Here is a 16,575-nt window from a genome sequence, read left to right on the forward strand (position 1 = left end):
ACGCGCGACCTGCGCAAACGTTACTGAAGGAGTAGCGATGAAGCTGCCGATCCCCCGCGGCCCGCTCAGTGAGCACCTGGTCGACGCGCTCGCGCGCGACCCGCATGACCTGGGCATGCCGCCGGTGCCGGACACGGTCGCGTTCACCGACGAGGACGCGCAGCTGGCCCTGTTCATCGCGTACGAGCTGCACTTCCGCGGCTGGGACGGGGTGGACGAGCGCTGGGAGTGGGAGCCGTCGCTGCTGCGGTTGCGGGCCGCGCTGGAGGCGCCGTTCGAGCGCGCGCTGCGCGACCTGGCCGGCCCGCTGCCGGACGCCGCGCCGTCCGAGGTCGCGCACGCGCTGACCGGCGTGGTCAACGCGGACGACGGGCCGTCGCTGGCCAAGCATCTGCAGAAGGGGTCGAGCCTGGCGGAGTTCCGCGAGTTCGTGGCGCATCGCGCGGTCTATCACCTGCGCGAGGCCGATCCGCACAGCTTCGCGATCCCGCGGCTGGGCGGGCGGGCCAAGGCCGCGCTGATCGAGATCCAGGCCGACGAGTACGGGCAGGGGCGCGCGGAGCGCATGCACGCCACGCTGTTCGCGAACACGATGACCGCGCTCGGGCTGGACACCACCTACGGCGCGTACGTCGACGCCGCACCCGCGGCCACGCTCGCCACGAACAACACGATGTCGCTGTTCGGCCTGCACCGGCGGTTGCGCGGCGCGATCATCGGGCACCTGGCCGCGTTCGAGATGACCTCGTCACTGCCCAACCGACGGTACGGCAACGGGCTGCGCCGCCTCGGCTTCGGCCCGGAGGCCACGTTCTTCTACGACGAGCACGTGGAGGCGGACGCGGTGCACGAACAGATCGCGGCGACCGACCTGGCCGGCGGCTTCTGCGCGGCCGAGCCGCAGCTGACCGGTGACGTGCTGTTCGGCGCAGCGGCCTGCCTGGCGGTGGACGCGGTGTGGGCCGGTCACCTGCTGGACGCGTGGGCGGAGGGCCGCAGCTCCCTCCGCCCCGGCGCCGTCAGTGCTCCCGGCCTGTTCCTGCCGTGAAGCCGACCACCTTGTGCGTACCGTCGCAGAAGGGTTTGACCGCGGAGCGGCCGCAGCGGCACAGCGCCACCGTGGACCGGCCCGCGTCGATCGGCTCGCCGTCCGGCGTCACCAGCTCGAAGTCGCCGCGCACCAGCAGCGGCCCGTCCTCGTAGGGCGTGATCCGCGCCTTGTGATCCGTCATGATCGCCCGGTTTCCCCGGCGTCATCAGCGCAAACCCGTCAGGCCGCCTGGAGGGAGCGCTTGGCCAGCCCGATGCTGTAGCCGTCGATCACCGAGATCGGCGGCGCGGCCGGGTCGGTGGCGGCACCCAGCGTGACGAACAGCGGCGTGAAGTGCTCGACCGTGGGGTGCGCGTACGGCATGCCGGGCGCCCGGTCGCGGAACGCGGCGAGCGTGTCGACGTCGCCGCGGCCGAGCGCCTCGGCCGCCCAGGTGTCGAAGTCGGCCGACCAGCCGGGCACCGCGTCCGGCCGGTTCCAGTCGACGAACGGCAGGCCGTGCGTCATGTAGCCGGAGCCGATCACCAGGACACCGGACTCGCGCAGCGTGCGCAGCCGGCGGCCGAGGTCCATCAGGCGGTCCGGGTCGTGCGTGGGCATGCTCAGTTGCAGCACCGGAATGTCCGCCTCCGGGTACATGATCTTCAGCGGCACCCAGGCGCCGTGGTCCAGCCCGCGGCCGCGGTGCTCGTGCACCGGCTCGGTGTCCGGCATCAGCCCGGCGACCGCATGCGCCAGGCGCTCGGCGGACGGCGTGTCGTAGCGCATCCGGTAGTACATCGGGTGGAAGCCGCCGAAGTCGTACACCAGCTCGGTGGCCTGCGTGCTGCTCACGCTGAGCGGCGCCGACTCCCAGTGCGCGGAGACGATCACGACGCCGTTCGGGCGGGGCAGCGCACGCGCCCAGTCGTGCAGCTGGGTCATCCACTCGGTCATCTCGAACAGCATCGGCGCACCGTGGCTGATGTACAGGCTGGGCAGCGGGCCGTCCGCCTCGGTCCAGCCGCGGTGCGCCGCCGCACCTCCCAGCGAGGCGGCGCGGCGCAGGTGCGCGGCGAACGGATGCCCCGCGGGGATGCGGGCGTCGGCTGCCGCGGTCTTGCCGAGCGGTGCGGATGCCATTGCGAACTCCTTAGTTGTACCTACAACCTGAAGCCTAGCGATGAGAAGTTGTAGCGTCAACTAGATGCGCCGGGTACTTGCCTCATGACTATCAGCAACAACTCGGATCGGCCGTTCGGCCAGCACTCCGCTCCGCTTAGCCCGTAAATATCTGCATATTCCGTACGATGACGTGGTTTAGCGGTTGAACTATCGCTCAGGCATGACTGGTAGTCAGCTGTCAAGAACCTGTGTATGTGCCCCGGTTGGCCTATGTTTTGCCACCGGTCGACCGGTCGGACTCCGCCCGCCGCATCAGGCGCGCACGCCGGTGTCAGAAGGATTCGGGGTACATGAAAGACGCCATCCCACGTCGCCGGCGCAGCCACCGCCGGGCCCTCCTCGCCGCCGCGGCGGCCTCGGTGCTGATCGCCGGCTTCGCCGTCCCGCAGGTCGCCAACGCGGCCGAGCCGGTACGGGTACCGCTGGACACCGTGCCGGCCAGCGACATCCAAGCCTCGTTCGGCACCCTTCGCGACGACCTGCCGAGCGTCAACGGCGTCGTCGCGGCGAACGGCGCGCTCTACACGGGCGTCGGCTCGCAGATCATGCGGATGGACCCGAAGACCGGCGCCACCACACCGATTGCGGGCGCGGCCGGCCAGAGCGGCTGCGCGGACGCCACGAACGGCGCCGGCGCCCGGTTCGGCCTGTATGACAATGTCTACACCTGGAACGGCAGTTTCCCGACGCCGATCGGCTTCGACGGGCGGCTGCTCTACGTGCGCGACGACCTGTGCGGCATCCGGTCCGTGGACCCGGTCACCGGCGCCACCACCACGCTGACCGGGCTGCCGATCAAGGAGCACTCCACCACGCCCTGGCGGGCGACGGTTGCGGGCGGCACCATGTACATCCTCGACAACCCGGAGGATGCCCCGTACAAGCTGTACCAGCGGGATCTGGCCACCGGCGTCACCACGGTGCTCACCGACAAGATCCCGACGCTGCCGGCACCCGGACCGACCGAGCCCTACTACAGCGACGAGTTCATCGGCACCATCGTGGCCGACGAGGAGGCCGTCTGGCTGTGGGGAGTGCGCCTCTACCGGGTCGACCGGAAGACCGGCGAGATCACCAGCCGGCAGTTCCCGTTCAACGCGCGGCCACTGGCCACGTACCGGGGCAACGCGCCGCAGCACGACGGGCACATCACCGTCGTCGGCGACTGGTTCTACTTCGCGGTGCAGGACAACCAGGACTTCCCGTCCCTGGCCCGGCTGAACAAGAACACCGGCGAGGAGCAGTGGCTGGTCGGCCGGGACGCCGAGCCGCTCGGCCTCCACGACGACGCCGGCGGCTGGCTCTCCGAGATCACCGGCGTCACCTCGGACGGCACGCGCGTCTACGTCGCCCAGGACATCACCAGCGGCCCGGCCATCGTGCACACCGTCGACCTGGTCCGCGTGCCGGCGGCCCCGCCGACGACGGCCGAGCCCGAACCCACGACCGAGCCGGCCCCGGAACCCACCCCCGTCCAGCTGCGCGACGAGTACATCGCACTCGGCGACTCGTACTCCTCCGGATTCGGCATGGGTGACTACGACTGGGCCACCCACCCGGACACGTGGGGCACGGACAACGACTGTCAGCGGTCGTCCCTGGCCTACAGCCGGTGGGTCGCGCTCGACTTCGATCTGCACAGGAAGGCACGAGCCTGCCAGGGCGGCGTGACCGACGACTTCTTCGTGAGCCGCGACCGCCGCGAGGGCGCCCCGTGGGGTGAGCTCCCGCAGCTCGACCACCTCAGCGAGCGGACCGCCCTGGTCACCATGACCATCGGCGGCAACGACTCCGGATTCTCGGACATCTACCTGAACTGCATGATCGACACCTCCTGCCACACGCGGGACAACATCAGAAAGTCGCTCGCCGACGCTTTCGCCCGCCTGGACGGCGCGACCGGGACGGACAGCATCCACTCGTACGCGCAGATCTTCGACGAGACCCTGCGGCGGGCGCCCTACGCACAGCGCGTCATCGTCGGATATCCGGCCTTCTTCCCGAGCAACCCCGGCACCGGCATCATCGACGGCCGCTGCGAGGGCATCAGCACCTCCACCCAGGTCTGGATCCGGGAGAAGACGCTCCAGCTGAACGCGATCATCAAGCGCAACGCCGAGTCGCACGGTTTCCGCTACGTCGACCCGAACCCGCGCTTCGCCGGCCACGAGTTCTGCGGCGGCAGCGACGAATGGTTCTACGGCGTACTCCACCCGGGCAAGGTGCACCCCACGCTCACCGGGCATCTGGCCATCGCCGACGCGATCAAGGACCGGCTGTCGAACGAGACCCGCCCCGGGTACGTCGTCCACCCGGAGGAGACCGTCAAGACCACCACCACGGTGCCGGCGGGGCTGCAGTCGCTGCACGCCGACATCGAGTGGCCGGGCAGCGACATCCAGCTGACGCTGACGTCCCCGTCCGGGGTCGTCTACAGCCGCACCGCGCGGCCCGGCGGCGCGACCGGCGCGTTCGGGCCGACCTGGGACCGGCTGGACGTGCCGAACCCGGAGGCCGGCGTCTGGACGGTCTCGATGTTCGGCGCGGACGTCGACCCGCAGGGCGAGCAGGCGCTGCTCAACGTCGTCCCGGTGGAGAAGCCGAACAAGGCTCCGGCCGGCGGCTTCGACATGACGCTGTCGAACGGCACGCTCACGCTGGACGGCTCGGCCGCGAAGGACAGCGACGGCACGATCAAGGACCACGAGTGGTACGTCGAGTACGCCGACGGCACCGGCGTCCGCGCCACCGGGAAGAAGGCGACTGTCACGGTCACGCCGGGCGCCGGGTTCACGGTCACCCAGGTGGTCCGGGACGACGACGCGTCCACCGCGTTCACCACGAAGACGGTGGCCGGTGCGCGGGTCGACGTGAAGCCGTTCCTGGCGGACAACACGATCCACGCGAAGGCGCCGGGCGTCACCCCGATCGCGATCATCTCGACCGCTGAGCTCGACGCCACGAAGATCGACCTGTCGTCGCTGCGGGTCGGCCCGGCCGCCGCGCGGTCCTACGTCGCGGTGCAGGTGGACCTGAACGCCGACCGCAAGCCGGACCTGCTGATCTACCCGGACACCAGCGCGATGGGGCTCAAGCCCGGTGACACGTCGCTCACGGTGACCGGCCGTACCAAGGCCGGCGCCTGGTTCACCGGTGCCGACCGGGTCCGGGTCCTGAAGTAGTCCGTCACCGCATCACCGGCCCCGGGCACACGAGTCCGGGGCCGGTTCGCGTCAGGCGGCGAGCTGCGGCATGCGCTCGTGCCAGGCCTCGCGGACGGCGGCGGGCAGGTGCAGGTGCGGCCACATCCGGCCGAGGAGCTCCCTGTTCACCAGGTCGCAGAGCTCTCCCGTACCCGCGGCATGGGTCAATATGTGCTGGTAGGCGCTTCGCACCTGGGCCGGGTCGGCCAAATCGTAGCGGCGGGTGCTGCGGTGCCCCGGCGCCATGTGATGCGGCAGTTCGAGCACGCCGAGCCGCTGTCCGTGCAGGTCGCCGAGGCAGGAGGGCACCGGGGCGCGACGGTCGGCGCCCCTGCCCCGGCCGTCGCGCGTGACGAGAAGCTGAGTCATGCCCCTCACCGTAGGAGCTTCCGGGTGCGGCGTCCCCGATACCGCTCAGCGTGGCCCGTGGATCTCCCGGTGCAGGCGTTCCATCCGCTCGTCCAGCCGGGCCGCGTCGTGCGCGGCCGCGACCAGTTCCTCCCGCAGCGGGGCCGGGATGTCCGGGTCGTACTTGTAGTAGATCTTGTGCTCCAGGCTGGCCCAGAAATCCATCGCGACCGTGCGCAGCTGCACCTCGACCGGGACCGCCACCACCCGGTCGGACAGGAACACCGGGATCTCCACGATCAGGTGCAGGCTGCGGTAGCCGTTCGGTTTCGGCGCCGCGATGTAGTCCTTGGTGAGCAGCAGGTTGATGTCCGGCTGCCGGGTGAGCATGTCCGCGACCGTGTACACGTCGGAGACGAAGCTGCACACGATGCGGATACCGGCGATGTCCCGGATGTGCGCCCGGACCTCGTCGACCGTCATCGCGCAGCCGATCCGCGCCGCCTTCGCCGTGATGCTGGCCGGCGTCTTCAGCCTCGGGCTGACGTGCTCGATCGGGTTGCCCCGGCCCTTGTGCGCCAGCTCCTCCGCGAGGATCTTGACTTTCGTCTCGACCTCGGCCAGCCCGAACTTGTAGTGCAGCATGAACTGCGAGAAATCGTCGGCCAGATCCCGGAGCTTCTCGAACGTGGGCGTCACGCTGGACGCGGCCACCAGCTCCCTGCCTGGCCGGGACTTCCTGCGTTGAGGCATCTTCGTAACCCTCCGTCACTCGCGCCATGAGGGTACGTCCCCGCCTCACCTTTCGGCGGAGGCGGAGACGTGGTGGCGCGGGACGAGTTTCAGTGCACCGCGACCGCGGCGTCGGCCGGGACGGTCTCGGTGAGCTGCCACGGGCGGGCCAGCGTCAGCAGCACCAGCGTGGCCGCGGCCAGGCTGCCCGCGATCACCGCGGCCATGGCCAGCGCGTCCGAGCCGAGCAGGCCGACCGCGGGAGCGGCCAGCGCGCCGATCCCGAACTGGCCGGCGCCGAGCAGCGCGGCAGCGGTGCCGGCGGCCTCGCCGTGCCGGGACAGCGCGAGCGCGGGCGCGTTCGGGAACGCCAGACCGGCCGCGGCCAGCACCAGCCACAGCGGGGCCAGCACACCGGCGAGCCCGCCGACCTCCAGCACGGACAGCACGACCAGCAGCACACCGGCGGTCAGCCCGCCGAGCAGCGCGGTCACCAGGATCTGGCTCGGCGTCCACCAGCGCAGCAGCCGCACGTTCAGCTGCGTAGCGATGATCATGCCGACCGCGCCGCCGCCGAACGCCAGGCCGAACTCCTGCTCGCTGAGCCCGAAGTCGCCCTGCATGACGAAGCTGGAGCCGGCCACGTAACCGAAGATCGCCGCCATCATCAGGCCGGTGGTCAGCGCCAGACCGACGTAGACCCGGTCCCGGAGCAGGCCGGCGTAGGCGCGCAGCACGCTCGCGGGCGTGGCCGGCCGGCGGCGCTCCCGGGGCAGTGTCTCCGGCAGCCCGAACGCGGTCATCAGGATCAGGATCACGCCGAACACGGCGAGCGCGGCAAACACCCCACGCCAATCGGTACGGGACAGCAGCGCGCTGCCGAGCGTCGGCGCGAGCACCGGCGCCGCACCCATGACCAGCATCAGCCGGGACAGGATCCGCGCGGCCGGGAGCCCGGTGAACAGGTCCCGCACCACCGCCATCGCGACCACCGCGGCCGCCGCGGCACCGAGGCCCTGCAGCACGCGGAGGGCGCCGAGCGTGCCGACGTTCGGCGCGAACACGCACAGGATCGAGGCGAGCACGTGTACCGCGGTGCCGGCCAGCAGCGGAATCCGCCGCCCGACCACGTCGGAGAGCGGCCCGATCAGCAGCTGCCCGGCCGCCAGCCCGGCGAGCGTGCCGGTGAGCGTGAGCTGCACGGCCGCGGCCGTGGTCGCGAACTCCGCGGTCAGCGCGGGCAGCGCCGGCAGGTACATGTCGATCGTCAGCGGCCCGATCGCGATCAGCGACCCGAGTACGATGATCAGACGTGCCCGCTGCCCGGTGGTCATCAGATCGCCCGGCATGGCGGTGGTGGCCGCCTTCCGTTCCATGGTCGCGGTCATCGCTCTCCTCGGTCGTCATCCTGCACGTAACGACCCCCCGAGAGCCGCCGCACTTACAGTGGCCGACAAGTCCGCCCGGCGCGACCGCATTCCCGATCCGCACGACCGTGCGCCCCGTCACACCAGGGCCGCCGCGGCTGCTCGATCAGCATCGGGCGATCACGCCTGCCACCCGACCCGGCCGGGCGGCGCACGCGCAGCCGCGCTCCCGCATGCCAGCCCGCGCGCCGCCGCGCTCACGCGTCGCGGCGCGACAGCGACGCTGCGGCCGTGATCGCGGCGGCCAGTGTCCAGAGCGGCACGGCGGCACCCAGCCGGGCGGGATCGCCGGGCAGCCAGTCGCTCAGGTGCTCGTGACCGCGCAGCAGCGGGGTGGCGATGAAGTACACGCCGAGCAGCACCAGGATCGCCGGGACCGGGTGGCGGAGGATGAGCGTGACCGCGGCGGCGAGCAGCGCGGTCAGGGTGAGGTGGGCGGTGGCGTGGACGCCGCAGGTCAGGGACGCGAGCGCGGCGACCGGGAGGGTGGCGGTGGCCAGCGTGGCGGCCTTCGCGGCGAGCAGTGGGAGGCGACGGGGCATGGCCAGCAGTGTGGTGCGGAACTGGTTGCCGGCCTCGTGCTCGGCGGACACGGCCAGCACGCCGAGGACCAGGAAACCCGCCTGCGTGTACATCAACGGCAGCGCGCCCGGCTCGCCCGCCGCCCAGCGCAGCAGGACGGTCGTGGCCAGCGTCAGCGCCACGGTCAGCCGCAGTGCCGGCAGCGACCACAGTTTCAGCAGTTCGGCGTGCAGGTAGCTCATGCGTCCCGCCGGTGGAAGAGCCAGGCGGCGAGGGTGAGCAGCGCGACGACCCAGGTGGTCATGGTGAGGCCGGCGACCAGCGGGGACATCGGGTGGTCGAACTGGCCGCCGCGGATGAACATGCGGGCACCGGCGATGTCGGGCAGGTAGTAGGCCAGGTCGGTGAGCTTGGTGAGCAGGTAGGACACGGAGACGAAGAAGCTGTTCACGATCAGGACGGTGAGCGGCACGATGCCGTTGCGGACGATCAGCGTGATCGCGAACGCGAGCAGCGCGAGCAGCACCCAGTAGATCAGCACCGTGACCAGCCGGGCCGGGTCCACCGGGGGCATCGCGTCGCCGTGCAGCGCGCGGGTCAGCGTGAGCACCCCGGCCGCGGCCAGCACGGACTGCACCAGCACCACCGCGCTCAGCACGGCCGCCTTCGCACCCAGCAGACGCAGCCGGTGCGGCATCGCGGTCAGCGTGGCGTGCAGCTGGGTGACACCGGCCGAGTGCTCGCCGGTCGGCGTGAACTCGCTGCTGACGATGACCACGCCGAGCACCAGCGGACCGAGCAGCCCGGCGCCGAGGTCGTTCATGCCGAGATTGGACAGGTCGCCGTAGCTGCCGTCCGCGATCGCGCGGCGGACGGCCGGCGCGTTGATCAGCACGATCAGCGGTGCCAGCAGCGTACCGATGATCAAGCCAGCCCAGGCGGTCGGCAGGCCGAGCAGTTTGCGCAGCTCCGCGATCACCACGCGGCACCGCCACCGGACGCGGTCAGCGCGAAGAACGCGTCCTCCAGGGTGCGGTGGTCACCGGTCACCTCGGCCAGCGTGCCGGACACCACGACCCGGCCCTTGTCGATCACGACCACGTCGTCCGCGGTCTCGGCCAGCTCGCCCATCAGGTGGCTGGACAGCAGGACCGTGCGCCCCTGTGCCGCACGCTCCCGCAGGAAGCTCCGCATCCACCGGATGCCGCCCGGGTCCAGGCCGTTGACCGGCTCGTCGAGGATCAGCACCTCCGGGTCGCCGAGCAGCGCGGTGGCCAGGCCCAGCCGGCGGCTCATGCCGAGCGAGAACCGGCCCGCGCGCTTGCCGGCGTCGCCGGCCAGGCCGACCACCTCGAGCACCTCGTCGGCGCGGGTGGCGGGCAGCCCGTTGGACGCGGCGACCCAGCGCAGGTGGGCGCGGGCGGTGCGGGCCCGGTGCGCGCCGGAGCCGTCGAGCAGCGCGCCGACCCGGGTCAGCGGGCGGGGCAGGTCACGGTAGCGGCGACCGCAGACCAGCGCGGTGCCGGCATCCGCCCGGTCGAGGCCGAGCAGGACGCGCAGCGTGGACGTCTTGCCGGCGCCGTTCTGACCGAGGAAACCGGTGACGCGGCCGGGCCGGGCCTCGAAGCTCACGTCGTACAGAATCCGGGTCCTGCCCTTGCTCTTGCTGACCCGATCGATGGAGATCATGCCGGTCAGTCAACCCCGGTACGGACGCGGGCACATCGGACCGGTGTCCGATGTGCGGGCGCGTCTCAGACCTCAGTCTGAGAACTACAGTCGATGCGGTGAGACCCCGCCGCACCCTGTCCCCCGCGCTGATCGTCGCGGCCGTCACGAGCGGCGTGCTGATCACGGCCATGTGCACGGCCGGCGCGTCCGGGCCGCTCGCGTCCGTGGTTCCGGCCGTGATCGTCGGCGGGGCGGTCGGCGCCACGATCTGGACCGTGCGGCGGGCACGGGCCGACCGTGCCGATTACGAGAGGAGGCTGACCGCGTGGGCCGCGTCCGAGGCGGTCCTGGCCGAGCGGCTGCACATCGCACGCGACCTGCATGACATCGTCTCGCACGGGCTGGGCCTGATCACGGTGCGCGCCGCGGCCACCCGGCACCTGCCGAAGTCGCCGCAGGTCACGGAGGCGCTGACCGACATCGAGGAGGCAAGCCGGACGGCCACCGCGGAGCTGCGCCGCATGCTGGGCGTGCTGCGCTCCACCGGCCCGCTCACGCCAGTGGACGGCCTCGACGACCTGGCCGCGATCGTGGCGGACGCCGGGCGCACCGGGCTGCGCGTGGAACTGACCGTGGGTGAGCTGGGGCCGGTCTCGCCCGGCGTGCAGGTCGCGGTGGCCCGGACCGTTCGGGAGGGACTGGCCAACGCCGCCCGGCACGCGGGGCCGTGCGACGTGCGCGTGCAGGTGCACCGCGACCGGGAGCACCTGGTGGTGACGGTCGCGGACGGCGGGCCGGCGCCCGGCTGGCGGGCCACGCCCGGTGCCGGACACGGGCTGGCCGGGCTGCGCGAACGCGTCGGCAGCCTCGGCGGCGTGCTCAGCGCGGCCGCGGTCGACGGCGGTTTCCGGGTCAGCGCCCGCATACCGGACGCGGCGTCATGACGCGCGTGCTGCTCGTCGACGACCAGCCGCTGCTCCGCCGCAGCCTCGCCATGATCATCGACAATGACCCGGCGCTGGAGGTGGTCGGCGAGGCCGCGGACGGCACCGAGGCCGTGATCCGGGCCCGCGCCACCCGGCCGGACGTGGTGCTGATGGACGTGCGCATGCCGCACCTGGACGGCCTCGAGGCGACCCGGCGGATCTGCGCCGACCCCGCGCTGACCGGCACCCGGGTGCTGGTCCTGAGCATGTTCGAACTCGACGAGTACGTCTGGCAGGCGCTGCACGCGGGCGCCTCCGGTTTCCTGCTCAAGGACGCCCGGCCGGAAGACCTGATAGACGCCATCCACCGTACGGCCGAAGGGGTGTCGCTGTTCGCCCCGTCCATCCTGACCCGGCTGGTCACGCACTATGTGGGCACGCCACGGCCCGGCCGGCCCGGTGCCACGCCGGGCGGGCTGACCGCGCGCGAGGTGGAGGTGCTGACGCTGATCGGACGCGGCCTGTCCAACGACGAGATCGCGACCGCGCTGGTCGTCTCGGTCAAGACGGTGAAGACGCACATCACCCACCTGCTGGCCAAGCTCGCCGCCCGGGACCGCGCCCAGCTGGTCATCGCCGCGTTCGACGCGGGCCTGGTGCGGCCGCGCGGATAGCCGCAACCGCGTCGCACCCGGTCCGCACCCGCGCTGCCACCGGCGGGCCGGACCGTGTTGGTTCGGGGAAGACCGCGAAACGGAGACGGCATGGGCGTCAGGCGACGGCTGGCGGCGTTCGGCGCTGCCATGCTGGTGGCGCTGCCCGCCGCCATCGGGCTGCCCGGCGCGGCGCTCGCGGTCCCCGCCGCACCCAAGACCTTCACCGCGGTACGGAACACGGCCGCACCCGGGCAGATCACGCTCGGCTGGAAGACCGTGCCGGACGCGGACCACTACGTCGTCGACGTGCTGCGCGACGACGTGGCCCAGCCCGCGGTGTCGCTGCCGCCGTCGGCCACGTCGTACACGGTGGACGGATCGGACCCGTGCGTCACGTACAAGATCCGGATCGGTGCGGTCGACGCGTCCGGCAACGGGACCAGCACGGGCTACGTGACGGTGCGGACGCTGACGCCCGGCGTGGTGCCCGGCATGACCACCGGACGGTCGGACGTCACCACCGGCACGGTCTACTGGCGGGTGCCGTCGCACACCGGCTACTCGCCGATCACCGGCTACCGGATGCTGCTGACCCGCGACTCGGACGGCGCCGCGCTGGCCGACCGGACGGTCACCGAGCTGTCGCACAGCCTGCCGGGGCTCGATCCGGCGATGACGTACAGGATCCAGGTCACGTCCGTGAACGAATGGGGTGCGTGCGCCACGGCGACGTCGCCGATCGGGCGCTGGCGGCCGGCCGACCCGGTCTCGATCACGGCGAGCCGGCGGGCGGAGGCACCGGCCACGGCCGACGTGTCCTGGGTACCGGCGCCGAGCCAGCCCTCACCGACGTACTACCAGCTGACCTACGCCAGCGGCACGACCACGTCGACGGTACGGGTGGACGCGCCGGCCACGTCGGCGGCGCTGACACTGGACACGGCGCGGACGTGGACGCTTCAGGTCAAGTCCTACAACGAGTACGGCGGAAGCGGCGCGGCAACGACGACACTCGGCGTGTACGTGCCACCGTCGCCGTCCGCGACCCCGGCAGCGTCTCCGTCTCCGTCGCCTGCGAGCCCGGCGTCGCCCACGAGCCCGGCGTCGCCTGCCAGTCCGGCGCCGCCCACGAGTCCGACGCCGGTCGGGAGTCCGACGCCGGTCGGGAGTCCGACGCCGTCCGAAACGGCGAGTCCGTCGCCGTCTGCGAGCCCGTCCTGGCCCGCGAACGCCACTCCCTCGGCGACTCCCGGCGTGTCGCCGTCCGACACGCCGGGCCCGTCCGTGAGTCCGACGGACATCGCGGCTTCTTCGCCGTCCGTGGCTCCCGACTCGGCGCTGCCCTCGTCGCCGTCCTCGCCCGCCGACGCGGGCACGCCGTCTACGAGCCCGACGCCGGCCGGAGGCGCGACGCCGTCCCCGATCCCGGTTCCGACCGGCGGTCCGGCTCCGTCCGCCGATCCCGAGTTGGCGCCCAGCGCCGAGCCGTCCCTGCCTCCGGCCGCCGATCCCGGCCCGGCGCCTTTCCCGGAGCCGATCCCCACTCCCGGGCAGTCGCCGAACCCGGTCGTCACATCACCCGCTGCCGGCGAAGACCCGAGTCTCCTCCCGCAGCCGAGTCCCGGACCGGCGCCGAGCCCGGACCCGGTCGCAAGCCCGAATCCGGCACCGGACCCGGACCCGGTCCCGAGTCCGGATCCGGCACCGAGCTCCGGCGCGGGCCCGGCACCGAGCCCGAATCCGGCGTCCAGCTCCGGCCCGGTCGCAAGCCCGATTCCGGCACCGAGCTCCGGTCCGGGCCCGGCTCCGGGTCCGGAGCCGAACGGGCCGGAAGCCGGCCCCGTGACCAGTCCGTCACCGGCACCGGAGGACGGGCCGAGTCCCACGCCGGCACCGTCCGTGGCGCCGGGAACGGTGCAGCCGGGTGACACGACCCCGCCGGTGATCGTCGCGGTGCTGTCCGAGCCGGCCGGCGTCGGCGGGTGGCACCGGGGGTCGGTCACCGTGGCGTTCGCCTGCGCGGACGGGCAGTCGGCGGTCGTCTGGTGCCCGCCGGCCGTCCCGGTCACCGAGGACGGTGCGGGCCAGGAGGTCACCGGTACCGCGGTCGACGCCGCCGGGAACCTGGCCGATGCCACGGTCACGGTCAACCTGGATCGCACCGCGCCGGTCATCGTCGCCACGGTGCTGGGCACCCGGTCCGCGAACGGCTGGTACACCACGCCGCCCACCGTGCGTTTTGCCTGCACCGACATGGGTTCCGGGGTTGCCTCCTGCCCGGCGGAGCGGCGCCTCACCGCGGAGAGCCGGTCGATGACGGTCACCGGGCAGGTCACCGACCGGGCCGGGAACACCGCGGTCGCGTCGGTGACCGGAATCAAGATCGACCTGGTCGCGCCCGCGACCCGGATCACCGGCGTGGTGCCGTTCGGCCCGTTCCGCCGCTTCATGACGCCGGCTCCGGTGTGCGTCACCACGGACGCGGTCTCCGGTGTGGCACGCCGGGCCACGCTGACCGTCACCACCACCGGTTCCGGCCGGCGCACCGTCACCTGCGCCGGCGGCACCGACCACGCGGGCCGCACCGCCGCACCGGTCACCGTCACCTACGCCGTCGAACAGCGCCGCGTGCGCCGCTGAGCCGAGCACCCCGAAACCCGGCCGGGGCGGCGTCCCGGCCGGGGGCGTACTCGGCTAGGCGTAAAAAGCGTCCCGGGCGCGTCCGAAGCCGGTATCGCGGCCCGCCGGTGGAATCATCGCGGGGTGCGGTGCAGCGTTGATCTAGGGTGGGAGCGTGACCACTGACGTCTCGCGACCGCGTATCGGTTTCATGTTCGATCGGGATCGGCGGCCGGAGGAGCTGGCCGGGTTTGCCGCCACCGTGGAGGAGCTGGGCGCCGACGACCTGTGGGTTGTCGAGGACCTCGGCTGGACCGGCGCGATCAGCGCGGCCACCGTCGCGCTCGCCGCGACCCGGACCCTGCGCGTCGGTATCGGTATCGCGCCGGTGGCGCTGCGGAACCCGGCGCTGCTCGCCATGGAGCTGGCCACGGTAGCCCGGATCTACCCGGAGCGGCTGGTAGCCGGCCTGGGCCACGGCGTCACGGACTGGATGCGTCAGGTCGGCGCCGCGCCGAAGTCGCCGTTGTCCCGGCTCGAGGAGTCGATCGTCGCCACCCGGGCGCTGCTGGCCGGTGAGACCGTCACGATGCACGGCCGCGAGGTCACCATCGACGGTGTGACGCTGGTCCACCCGCCGGCCGTGGTCCCGCCGATCGTCACCGGCGTCGTACGGCCGAAGTCGCTGGAACTGTCCGGCCGGGTAGCGGACGGGACCATCATCGCGGAGGGCAACGGGCCGGCCGAGCTGGCCGACGCGCTCACGCACATCGAGCACGGCCGCGCGGCCGGTGACCGCCCGGCGCACGAGCTGATCGTCTTCGTCTACCTGCACGTCGGCGACGACCCGGCCCGGGCCGCGGCCGAGACCGGCGAGATGGTCGCCGGTCAGGCGGCCTGGCTCGGCAAGCCGGCCGAGGACCTGTTCACGCTGATCGGCCCGGCCGCCGGCCTGCCGGCCAAGGTCGCGGCGCTGCACGCGGCCGGTGCCACCACGGTCGTCCTCCGCCCGCTCGGCGCGAACCCCGGCGCCCAGGCCCGGACCGCCCTCGAAGCCCTGCGGAACGCCTGAGAACGGAGCGCGCGGAGTCAGTCCGGCCAGGCCTTGGCGAGCAGTTCGTAGGAGCGGACCCGGTCGGTGTGGTCGTGGGTGATCGTGGTGATCAGGAGTTCGTCGGCGCCGGTGACGTCGCGCAGGACGCGCAAGGACGCGGTGACCGTCTCCGGGGAGCCGGCGAACTGCGTGTCGAGCCGGTCCGCGACCAGAGCGCGGTCCTCGGCGGACCAGACGTGCGCGGCGGGCTGGGGAACGGGATCGCGCCGCCGCCGCGGATGCCGCGGACCCACAGCCCGTACGGGGAGGCCAGCTCGCGGGCCTCCGCGTCGGTCGGCGCGACCACCACGTCGGCGGAGACCGACACGTACGGCCGGTCGAGCACGCCGGCGACCTGGGCGCTCTGCCCGGCGCTGCTGCCCAGGATCCACACCTGCAGGCCGGCACCCTCGCCCGGCACCGTTCTTCGCGTTCTTCAACGATCTCGGCGAGATCTGCGCGCCCTGCGGCGTGGCCAGGAAGTCGAGGATCAGCACGTCCGGCGCGGAGAGATTCAGCCGCACCGTGGCCGGGTCGACCACGTCCACGCTCTTCAGGTCCTTCAGCTGCACGGCCTTGAGCGCCGGGTTGTAGCCCTCGGTGAGCAGCTGGTCGAAGTTCGCCTTGACCGCGGCCGCGTCGAACCGCCCCCGTCGTGGAACGTCACGTCGGTGCGGAGCCTGATCGTGTACGTGAGGCCGCCGCCCTCGATCCCGGTCGCCAGCCACGCTACGTAGTTGCCCTGCGCGTCGTGGGTGAACAGCGACTCGAACGAGTTCCAGACCAGCAGGCGTGCCTTGGCCTGTGCGTACTGGTGCGGGTTGAACGTCAGCGGCTCGGTCTCGACGGCCCAGACCAGGTCGCCGCCGCTTCGCGGCTCGCCGGCCGCACTGGCCGCGGGAGTGGCGCCGCAGGCCGTGACGGTGAGCAGTAGGACCATCGCTGGTATCAGCCGGAGTTTCATGGTGGTGCTCCTGTCCATGGCTTCGCCCGGGCTCGTCGTCGAGCCCGTTTCCAGGTGGGGGGAAGGGGTCAGGCCGGACAGGACGCCGACCACACACGACCGAAGTCGATGTGGCCGCGGATGGTGAGCCGCAGCGTGCCGCACATGTCACCAGTCCAACGCGGAGCGTAACGAGGTGTCAACGAGATCGGCTCCGGGT

The 16,575-nt window shown here is 72.3% G+C and carries 16 protein-coding genes; 6 read left to right on the forward strand and 10 right to left on the reverse strand.

Annotation, left to right across the window (positions count from 1 at the left end; translation table 11 throughout):
- The first annotated feature begins 37 nt into the window (after window positions 1-37).
- Window positions 38-1,048, forward strand: a complete 1,011-nt coding sequence (locus J2S42_RS04005; protein ID WP_307235311.1) for an iron-containing redox enzyme family protein — start codon at window positions 38-40, stop codon at window positions 1,046-1,048.
- Here the strand turns inward: J2S42_RS04005 and J2S42_RS04010 are convergent.
- A complete protein-coding gene (locus tag J2S42_RS04010) occupies window positions 1,020-1,232 on the reverse strand; it encodes a CDGSH iron-sulfur domain-containing protein (RefSeq protein ID WP_307235313.1) in 213 nt (70 codons plus the stop codon). The two genes, J2S42_RS04005 and J2S42_RS04010, sit on opposite strands and share 29 nt — an antisense overlap.
- Before the next feature lie 38 nt (window positions 1,233-1,270).
- Complete coding sequence (locus J2S42_RS04015) at window positions 1,271-2,173, reverse strand: dioxygenase family protein (protein WP_307235315.1); 903 nt, start codon at window positions 2,171-2,173, stop codon at window positions 1,271-1,273.
- A gap of 332 nt (window positions 2,174-2,505) precedes the next feature.
- On the opposite strand from J2S42_RS04015, the gene J2S42_RS04020 reads away from it, so the two are divergent.
- Complete coding sequence (locus J2S42_RS04020) at window positions 2,506-5,397, forward strand: GDSL-type esterase/lipase family protein (protein ID WP_307235317.1); 2,892 nt, start codon at window positions 2,506-2,508, stop codon at window positions 5,395-5,397.
- Window positions 5,398-5,448: 51 nt separating this feature from the next.
- Here J2S42_RS04020 and J2S42_RS04025 read toward each other — a convergent pair whose 3' ends face one another.
- The 6 genes from J2S42_RS04025 to J2S42_RS04050 form a co-directional block, all read right to left on the reverse strand.
- Window positions 5,449-5,787 (reverse strand): hypothetical protein, encoded by a 339-nt coding sequence (locus J2S42_RS04025; RefSeq protein ID WP_307235319.1) that lies wholly within the window; start codon window positions 5,785-5,787, stop codon window positions 5,449-5,451.
- 45 nt (window positions 5,788-5,832) lie between these two features.
- Window positions 5,833-6,519, reverse strand: a complete 687-nt coding sequence (locus J2S42_RS04030; RefSeq protein WP_307235320.1) for a GTP pyrophosphokinase — start codon at window positions 6,517-6,519, stop codon at window positions 5,833-5,835.
- A gap of 89 nt (window positions 6,520-6,608) precedes the next feature.
- Window positions 6,609-7,886: a multidrug effflux MFS transporter gene (locus J2S42_RS04035; protein ID WP_307235322.1), complete on the reverse strand. Its 1,278-nt coding sequence runs from the start codon at window positions 7,884-7,886 to the stop codon at window positions 6,609-6,611.
- A 236-nt stretch (window positions 7,887-8,122) separates the two neighbouring features.
- Window positions 8,123-8,689: a hypothetical protein gene (locus J2S42_RS04040; protein ID WP_307235324.1), complete on the reverse strand. Its 567-nt coding sequence runs from the start codon at window positions 8,687-8,689 to the stop codon at window positions 8,123-8,125.
- Complete coding sequence (locus J2S42_RS04045) at window positions 8,686-9,429, reverse strand: hypothetical protein (protein WP_307235326.1); 744 nt, start codon at window positions 9,427-9,429, stop codon at window positions 8,686-8,688. The genes J2S42_RS04040 and J2S42_RS04045 overlap by 4 nt, the downstream gene beginning before the upstream one ends.
- Window positions 9,423-10,136 carry an ABC transporter ATP-binding protein gene (locus J2S42_RS04050; RefSeq protein WP_307235327.1) on the reverse strand — a complete coding sequence of 238 codons (714 nt, stop codon included), beginning with the start codon at window positions 10,134-10,136 and terminating at the stop codon, window positions 9,423-9,425. Before J2S42_RS04050 ends, J2S42_RS04045 begins: the two co-directional genes overlap by 7 nt.
- A 98-nt stretch (window positions 10,137-10,234) precedes the next feature.
- On the opposite strand from J2S42_RS04050, the gene J2S42_RS04055 reads away from it, so the two are divergent.
- The 4 genes from J2S42_RS04055 to J2S42_RS04070 all read left to right on the forward strand — a co-directional run bounded on the left by J2S42_RS04055 (window position 10,235) and on the right by J2S42_RS04070 (window position 15,391).
- Complete coding sequence (locus tag J2S42_RS04055; protein WP_307235329.1) at window positions 10,235-11,062, forward strand: sensor histidine kinase; 828 nt, start codon at window positions 10,235-10,237, stop codon at window positions 11,060-11,062.
- A complete protein-coding gene (locus J2S42_RS04060; RefSeq protein WP_307235331.1) occupies window positions 11,059-11,718 on the forward strand; it encodes a response regulator in 660 nt (219 codons plus the stop codon). Before J2S42_RS04055 ends, J2S42_RS04060 begins: the two co-directional genes overlap by 4 nt.
- Before the next feature lie 90 nt (window positions 11,719-11,808).
- Window positions 11,809-14,340 carry a fibronectin type III domain-containing protein gene (locus J2S42_RS04065; protein WP_307235333.1) on the forward strand — a complete coding sequence of 844 codons (2,532 nt, stop codon included), beginning with the start codon at window positions 11,809-11,811 and terminating at the stop codon, window positions 14,338-14,340.
- Window positions 14,341-14,494: 154 nt separating this feature from the next.
- Window positions 14,495-15,391, forward strand: a complete 897-nt coding sequence (locus tag J2S42_RS04070) for an LLM class flavin-dependent oxidoreductase (RefSeq protein WP_307235335.1) — start codon at window positions 14,495-14,497, stop codon at window positions 15,389-15,391.
- A 17-nt stretch (window positions 15,392-15,408) separates the two neighbouring features.
- Here the strand turns inward: J2S42_RS04070 and J2S42_RS04075 are convergent, their stop codons facing one another.
- Window positions 15,409-15,666, reverse strand: a complete 258-nt coding sequence (locus tag J2S42_RS04075) for an LLM class oxidoreductase (RefSeq protein WP_307235337.1) — start codon at window positions 15,664-15,666, stop codon at window positions 15,409-15,411.
- Window positions 15,667-15,974: 308 nt separating this feature from the next.
- Complete coding sequence (locus J2S42_RS04080) at window positions 15,975-16,376, reverse strand: hypothetical protein (protein WP_307235338.1); 402 nt, start codon at window positions 16,374-16,376, stop codon at window positions 15,975-15,977.
- Window positions 16,377-16,575: the final 199 nt, after the last annotated feature.

Origin of the sequence: Catenuloplanes indicus (genome assembly GCF_030813715.1) — a bacterium.
Taxonomy (GTDB): domain Bacteria; phylum Actinomycetota; class Actinomycetes; order Mycobacteriales; family Micromonosporaceae; genus Catenuloplanes; species Catenuloplanes indicus.